The 6,810-nt window shown below is 55.2% G+C and carries 6 protein-coding genes; all 6 read right to left on the bottom strand.

Going from position 1 to position 6,810, the window contains the following annotated elements; genetic code table 11:
* On the bottom strand, positions 1-2,256 hold a 2,256-nt coding region (gene pheT, locus ACIQ3A_RS07230), incomplete at its 3' end, for a phenylalanine--tRNA ligase subunit beta (protein ID WP_396431075.1).
* Positions 2,257-2,310: 54 nt separating this feature from the next.
* On the bottom strand, positions 2,311-3,348 hold the full coding sequence (locus ACIQ3A_RS07225) for a phenylalanine--tRNA ligase subunit alpha (RefSeq protein WP_396431074.1): 1,038 nt from the start codon (positions 3,346-3,348) through the stop codon (positions 2,311-2,313).
* A gap of 124 nt (positions 3,349-3,472) precedes the next feature.
* Positions 3,473-3,835, bottom strand: a complete 363-nt coding sequence (gene rplT, locus ACIQ3A_RS07220; RefSeq protein WP_026036460.1) for a 50S ribosomal protein L20 — start codon at positions 3,833-3,835, stop codon at positions 3,473-3,475.
* Between the two features lie 25 nt (positions 3,836-3,860).
* Positions 3,861-4,064: a 50S ribosomal protein L35 gene (rpmI, locus tag ACIQ3A_RS07215; RefSeq protein WP_108407728.1), complete on the bottom strand. Its 204-nt coding sequence runs from the start codon at positions 4,062-4,064 to the stop codon at positions 3,861-3,863.
* Between the two features lie 135 nt (positions 4,065-4,199).
* A complete protein-coding gene (gene infC / locus ACIQ3A_RS07210; RefSeq protein WP_396431076.1) occupies positions 4,200-4,793 on the bottom strand; it encodes a translation initiation factor IF-3 in 594 nt (197 codons plus the stop codon).
* 86 nt (positions 4,794-4,879) lie between these two features.
* Complete coding sequence (gene thrS, locus ACIQ3A_RS07205; protein ID WP_396431073.1) at positions 4,880-6,799, bottom strand: threonine--tRNA ligase; 1,920 nt, start codon at positions 6,797-6,799, stop codon at positions 4,880-4,882.
* Between the last annotated feature and the right edge of the window lie 11 nt (positions 6,800-6,810).

The following is a 6,810-nucleotide window of genomic DNA, read 5'->3' as shown; positions in this document are numbered from 1 at the left end:
GATGTCGAACAACACCACATCACGCAACAAACCCTGGGTTGGGGCGCTGTGGATGGCCTTCATCAACTGGCCGTGTGTGACCTGCTCGTCCACAATCACTGCGATGTCGCGTTCTACAGACTGAAGCTTGGCCACTGGCTGCGCCATCGGCACATCGCGCCGTGTGAGGGCCTCAAGATCCAGCTCAAAGACCACGGGAGCGTGCGGCAAATCCCAAGCCTGACGCCATTGGGGGTGCAATTCGCCGACGTGACCTATCACGCGCCCCTGCAACAACACTTGCGCACAACGGCCAGGGTGCAAAGCTGGGTGCTCGGCGGCCACAAATTCGGCTTTGGCAGGTAACAACAGCCGTTCGACATCGGCTTTGACATCGAAAAAATCGACCAGGCGGGATTTGCCTGTCCAGTTGAGCGGCTCCAATGGCCCCCAAGCCATGCCCGAGGCCTTCATGGGCTGGTCAAAGCCCTCAACAGTGGTGTCACTGTCCGGCACACTGGCATCGCGCTTGAACACTCGGCCCAATTCAAACACCCGGACACGCTCGGCTTTGCGGTCAGCATTGAACTTGACGACCTGCAGCAAGGAGCCGATCAGGCTGGAGCGCATGACACTCATTTGACTGGCGATCGGGTTGAGCAAGCGGATCGGTTCAGTTTGACCCGCCAGGTCTTTTTCCCAGCTTTCTTCGACAAAACTGAAGTTGATGGTTTCCTGGTATCCCAAAGCCGCCAGACTGCGGCGGACCATGAAAGGACTGCGAGAATTTTCAGGACGAATCTTGGCGGTGATCGGGGCCAGCGGCGGGTTCGTGGGCAGGTTGTTGTAACCCACCATGCGAGCCACTTCTTCGATCAGGTCTTCTTCGATCTGCAGGTCAAATCGGAAGCTTGGCGGCGTCACCGTCAGGATGCCATCGGCTTCGGTCAGTTGCAGACCCAGACCCCGCAGCGCGTCTGCGCACTGTTTTTGTGTCAGTGGCATCCCAATGACTTTGTTGGCACGTGACACCCGCAATGTGACGGGTTTTGCCTCTGGCATGGCCATGATCTGGTCATCCACTGGCCCGATTTGCGTCTCTGGTGTACCGCAAATGTTCAGCACCAACTGGGTGATGCGCTCGATATGCTCTACCGTCAACTGAGGGTCAACACCCCGTTCAAAGCGGTGACCCGCATCGGTCGAAAAGTTATAGCGGCGCGACCGGCCCGCGATGGCAGCAGGCCACCAAAAAGCGGCTTCAACATAGATATTTTTCGTCTCATCTGATACGGCTGTGGCGTCGCCACCCATGATGCCCGCGAGAGACTCGACCTGACGGTCGTCTGCGATCACGCCCACCTTGCTGTCCACCGTCACGCTATGACCATTGAGCAATTTGAGCTGTTCGCCCTCGCGCCCCCAACGCACCTGCAGACCCCCATGGATTTTGTCGAGGTCAAAAATATGCGACGGGCGACCGAACTCGAACATCACATAGTTAGAAATGTCGACCAGCGGCGTCACGCTGCGCTGACCACATCGGGCCAGACGGTCCACCATCCACTGGGGGGTTTGGGCTTTGGGGTTCACCCCTTTGACCACGCGGCCACTGAAGCGGCCACACAAGTCGAGCGCGAGCACATTGACAGGCAGTTTGTCAGAAATATGGGCTGCCAATGTCGGAAATTCGGGTGACAGGAGCGGCGCACCGGTCAAAGCAGAGACTTCGCGGGCGATGCCGTACACGCTCAAACAATGCGCCAGATTGGGCGTCAGTTTCAGGGTGAAGAGCGTATCGTCAAGGTTCAGGTACTGGCGAATATCCTGACCCAGAGGGGCATCGCTGGGCAACTCCATCAAGCCGGCATGATCGTCGGCAATTTTTAACTCTTTGGCCGAGCACAGCATGCCTTGGCTCTCTACACCCCGCAATTTACCGACTTTGATCAGGAAGGGTTTACCGTCTTCGCCCGGGGGCAACTCGGCCCCGACCATGGCGCAGGGGACCCGAATGCCAACCCGAGCATTGGGTGCCCCGCAGACGATATTGAGCCACGTGCCCTGCCCCACGTCGACTTGGCACACCCGCAAACGGTCGGCATTGGGGTGCTGAACAGTTTCCTTGATTTCGCCGACCACAATTTTGCTAAAAGGAGGTGCCACAGGCACGGCCTCTTCCACTTCGAGACCCGCCATGGTCAATGTGTCGACCAATTGCTGGGTGGTCAGGGGCGGGTTGCAGAATTCGCGCAACCAGGATTCAGGAAATTGCATCGTCTTGACTCTGTTGTGTCGAGGGCCTGCAGAAATGTTTGCAGGCCTTCATGCTCACTGGAACTGGCTCAGAAAACGGATATCGCCATCAAAGAACAGGCGCAAATCGTTCACACCGTATCGCAGCATGGTTAACCGGTCAGGTCCCATGCCGAAGGCAAAACCAATAAATCGCTCAGGGTCCAGGCCCATGTTGCGCACGACGTTCGGGTGGACCTGGCCAGAACCCGCCACCTCCAGCCATCGACCCGCCAGCGGGCCCGTCTGAAACTGAATGTCGATTTCTGCACTGGGCTCGGTGAACGGAAAAAAACTCGGCCGAAAGCGCAGGACCAGATCGTGGCTTTCGAAAAAGGTGCGGCAGAAATCAGTGAATACGACTTTGAGGTCTTTGAAACTCACGTTTTCGCCAATCCACAGGCCTTCGCACTGGTGGAACATGGGCGAATGGGTGGCGTCACTGTCCACACGGTAAGTACGACCCGGTGCGATCACGCGAATCTCAGGCATGCCTTGACCTGCATCGATCTGGTGGCGATAACGCTTGACGTGCTGCACCGCATGGCGGATTTGCATCGGGCTGGTGTGCGTTCGCAGCAAATGACCACCTTCGACGTAAAAGGTGTCGTGCATGGAGCGTGCCGGGTGGTCTTCAGGCGTGTTGAGCGCCGTGAAATTGAACCAATCTGTCTCGATCTCGGGGCCTTGGGCAACTTCGAAACCCATAGAGCCGAAAATATTTTCAATGCGTTCAAGCGTCAACGACACTGGGTGCAAACCACCCTGCCGGGGGTTGCGTCCTGGCAATGTCACATCCAAAGCCTCAGCTTTGAGTTGGGCTTGCAGTTCTTCGTCGGCCAGAGCTTGGCGACGCTCGTTCAGGGCGGACTCGATGGCTTGCTTGGCCAGATTGATGGCAGCGCCGCGAACTTTTTTATCATCCACGCTCAGAGAAGAAAGGCCCTTCATCAATTCAGTCATGCGACCGGCTTTGCCCAAAAATTGGGCTTTGGCATTTTCGAGGTCAGCAGGTGTCAGTGCCTGCAAAAAACTCTGCCGGGCAGATTCAACCAGGGTGTCCAACTCGTTCATGGTGTGGGATCGGTGTGTTTCATATTAAAAAAAGGGATTGAAGCTTTTGTGAGCCCCAACCCCTTTGATGGACTGGCCAAGCATGTACCCGCAGTAAAACTACGGGTTCACGCTGCCCGTGATATCAAGCTGCAGCCAGTTTGGCCTTGACTTGGTTCACGATTCCAGCGAAAGCGGCCTTGTCATGCACGGCAATATCAGCCAGCATTTTGCGGTCGATCTCGATGGCGGCCTTCTTCAGGCCGTTGGCGAATTGGCTGTAGGTCAGACCGCATTCACGCGCAGCGGCGTTGATACGGGCAATCCACAACTGACGGAACACACGCTTTTTGGTGCGGCGATCACGGTAGGCGTATTGACCCGCCTTCATCACCGCCTGTTTAGCGATCCTGAAGACATTGCCGCGGCGACCGCGGAAACCTTTTGCAAGGGCCAAAACTTTCTTGTGACGGGCACGCGCCGTTACACCACGTTTAACGCGAGGCATATTTATTCTCCTTGTTCGTCAGTGATTAAAGGCCAGCCATGGGCAGCATCTGAGCAATGTGACCCATATTGGTCTCATGCACAGCGACTGAACCGCGAAGGTGGCGCTTGTTTTTGGTGGTCTTCTTGGTCAGGATGTGACGTTTGAAGGCTTGGCCGCGTTTAACGGTTCCACCTGGACGAACACGGAAGCGCTTTTTGGCACTGCTTTTGGTCTTCATCTTGGGCATATCAATGCTCCTTTGGTTGTGCTCGTGAGGCGTCTGCAAAATCTTTGCAGCCTTGTTGGCCCCGAGCCACTTTTAACAAGAGCCACCCGAGAGCAGCTCTTGATTCGACTTGCCCGAAGGCAGTTCAAATTATGTTCAAGCCGATTCCACAGGTGCAGCAGCATCTGCTGCTTTACCTGTCGGCTTTTTGCGTCCAGGCGCAATCATCATGATCATCTGACGACCTTCGAGCTTTGGAAACTGCTCAACGATGATCGAATCTGCCAACTCGTCCCTGATTCGGTTCAGCAAGGCCATGCCCAACTCTTGGTGGGTGATCTCGCGGCCACGAAAACGCAGGGTTATCTTGCACTTGTCACCATCTGTCAAAAAACGACGGATGTTGCGCATCTTGATGTTGTAGTCACCATCATCGGTACCAGGCCGGAACTTGACTTCCTTGATATCGATGACAGTTTGCTTGGCTTTGGCCTCCGCCGCACGCTTTTGTTCTTGGTACTTGAACTTGCCGTAGTCCATCAAACGACAAACCGGCGGTGTGGCCGTAGCGGCAATTTCCACCAGGTCCACATCCATTTCACCAGCCAGACGCAAGGCATCTGCCAAAGACAAAATGCCCATGGGCTCATTTTCAGGGCCGGATACACGGACCTCTGGGGCCATGATTTCACGGTTCAAACGGTGTTTACGTTCTTCGCGGTGGCGACGATCACGAAATTCGGTAGCGATGACTCAATCCTTTACGGAACAAAACTGCAAAATGCAGCCCATCCATCTTTGTGCCCACGGGCCAAAGCTTGTGGCGAAATTCACCTTCAGGCTTTAGAAGCAATGTCGGCAGCAATGTGTTCTATGAACGCATCGATCGACATCACACCGAGGTCTTTGTTGCCTCGGGCGCGCACTGCGACGGTACCTGCTGACTTTTCCTTGTCGCCAGCGACAAGGATGTAAGGCAGCTTTTGCAACGAATGCTCTCGTATTTTATACGTGATTTTCTCGTTACGCAGATCCAACTGAACCCTAAGGCCTTGATTTGACACCGATTTTTGCAATTTTGCAGCGATTTCGCGACAGTAATCAGACTGCGCATCGGTGATGTTGAGCACAGACACCTGAATCGGGGCAAGCCAAGTGGGCAAGGCGCCAGCGTGCTGTTCGATCAAAATGCCGATGAAACGCTCCATACTGCCGACGATGGCGCGGTGCAAGATCACAGGTCGCTGGCGCGATCCGTCTTCAGCCACATATTCCGCGTCCAGACGCTCCGACAAATTGAAATCGACCTGAATCGTGCCGCATTGCCATTCACGGCCAATTGCGTCTTTCAAGGTGTATTCGATCTTGGGCCCGTAGAAAGCGCCATCGCCCTCAGAAATCACGAACTCGCAGCCCGAGTCTCGCAAGCTGTCCATCAAGGCTTTTTCAGCCTTGTCCCACAGTTCATCGGCACCGATACGGGCGGCGGGCCGTGTAGAGACCTTGTAAAGGATGTTGCTGAAGCCGAAATCGGCATAAACCTTCTTCAGCACCTTGGTAAAGGTGTCGCACTCAGGCAATATTTGGTTTTCGGTACAGAAAATATGTCCGTCGTCTTGGGTGAAGCCACGCACCCGCATGATGCCGTGCAAGCCGCCCGAGGGTTCATTGCGGTGGCACTGACCAAATTCTCCGTAACGCAACGGCAAATCACGGTAGCTTTTGATCCCTTGCTTGAAAATGAGGATGTGGCCAGGGCAATTCATCGGCTTCAGTGCATAGTCGCGCTTCTCGGACTCGGTCGTGAACATGTTGTCACGGTACTTGTCCCAATGTCCCGTTTTTTCCCACAAGCTTTTGTCCAGGATCTGCGGGCCCTTGACCTCTTGGTAGCCACTGTCCCGGTAAACCTGGCGCATGTACTGCTCCACAGTTTGCCAAACCGTCCAGCCTTTGGGATGCCAAAACACCAAGCCGGGGGCATGTTCATCGATATGAAACAAGTCCAATTCACGGCCTAATTTGCGGTGATCGCGCTTTTCGGCCTCTTCCAATCGCGTCAAATAAAGCTGTAAATCTTCTTTGCTGGCCCAGGCCGTGCCATAAACGCGTTGCAGCATCTCGTTCTTGTTGTCACCGCGCCAATAGGCCCCGGCGACTTTCATGAGTTTGAAGTGTTTGAGTTTGCCGGTGCTGGGCACGTGGGGGCCTCTGCACAGGTCCTCAAAACCACCTTCGCGGTACAGACTGACCTCCTGGCCTGCCGGAATGCTGCCGATGATTTCAGCCTTGTAGTTTTCGCCAAGGCTCTTAAAATAAGCCACGGCTTCATCGCGAGGCAAGACCCGGCGAACCACCGCCTCGTCCTTGCTGGCCAGCTCGGTCATGCGTTTTTCAATGGCAATCAGGTCCTCGGGCGTGAAGGAACGGCTGTACGAAAAGTCGTAATAAAACCCGTTTTCTATGACCGGACCTATCGTGACCTGCGCCTGCGGAAACAAATCCTTGACGGCATAAGCCAGCAAATGGGCGGTCGAGTGACGGATCAGTTCAAGCCCTTCTGGATCCTTGGCCGTCACGATGGCAAGCTTTGAATCGGTGGCGATGGTGCAACTGGTGTCCACCAATTGGCCATTGAGCTTGCCGCCTAAAGCCGCTTTGGCCAAGCCAGCACCAATCGATGCAGCCACCTCGGCCACCGTGACGGGACCAGGAAATTCACGCAAGGAGCCGTCGGGAAGAGTAATCTGAACCATGTGTCTGAAAG

It is taken from the genome of Limnohabitans sp., assembly GCF_044361985.1.
Lineage (GTDB): Bacteria > Pseudomonadota > Gammaproteobacteria > Burkholderiales > Burkholderiaceae_C > Limnohabitans_A.
This window is presented reverse-complemented; position numbering and strand designations above follow the sequence as displayed.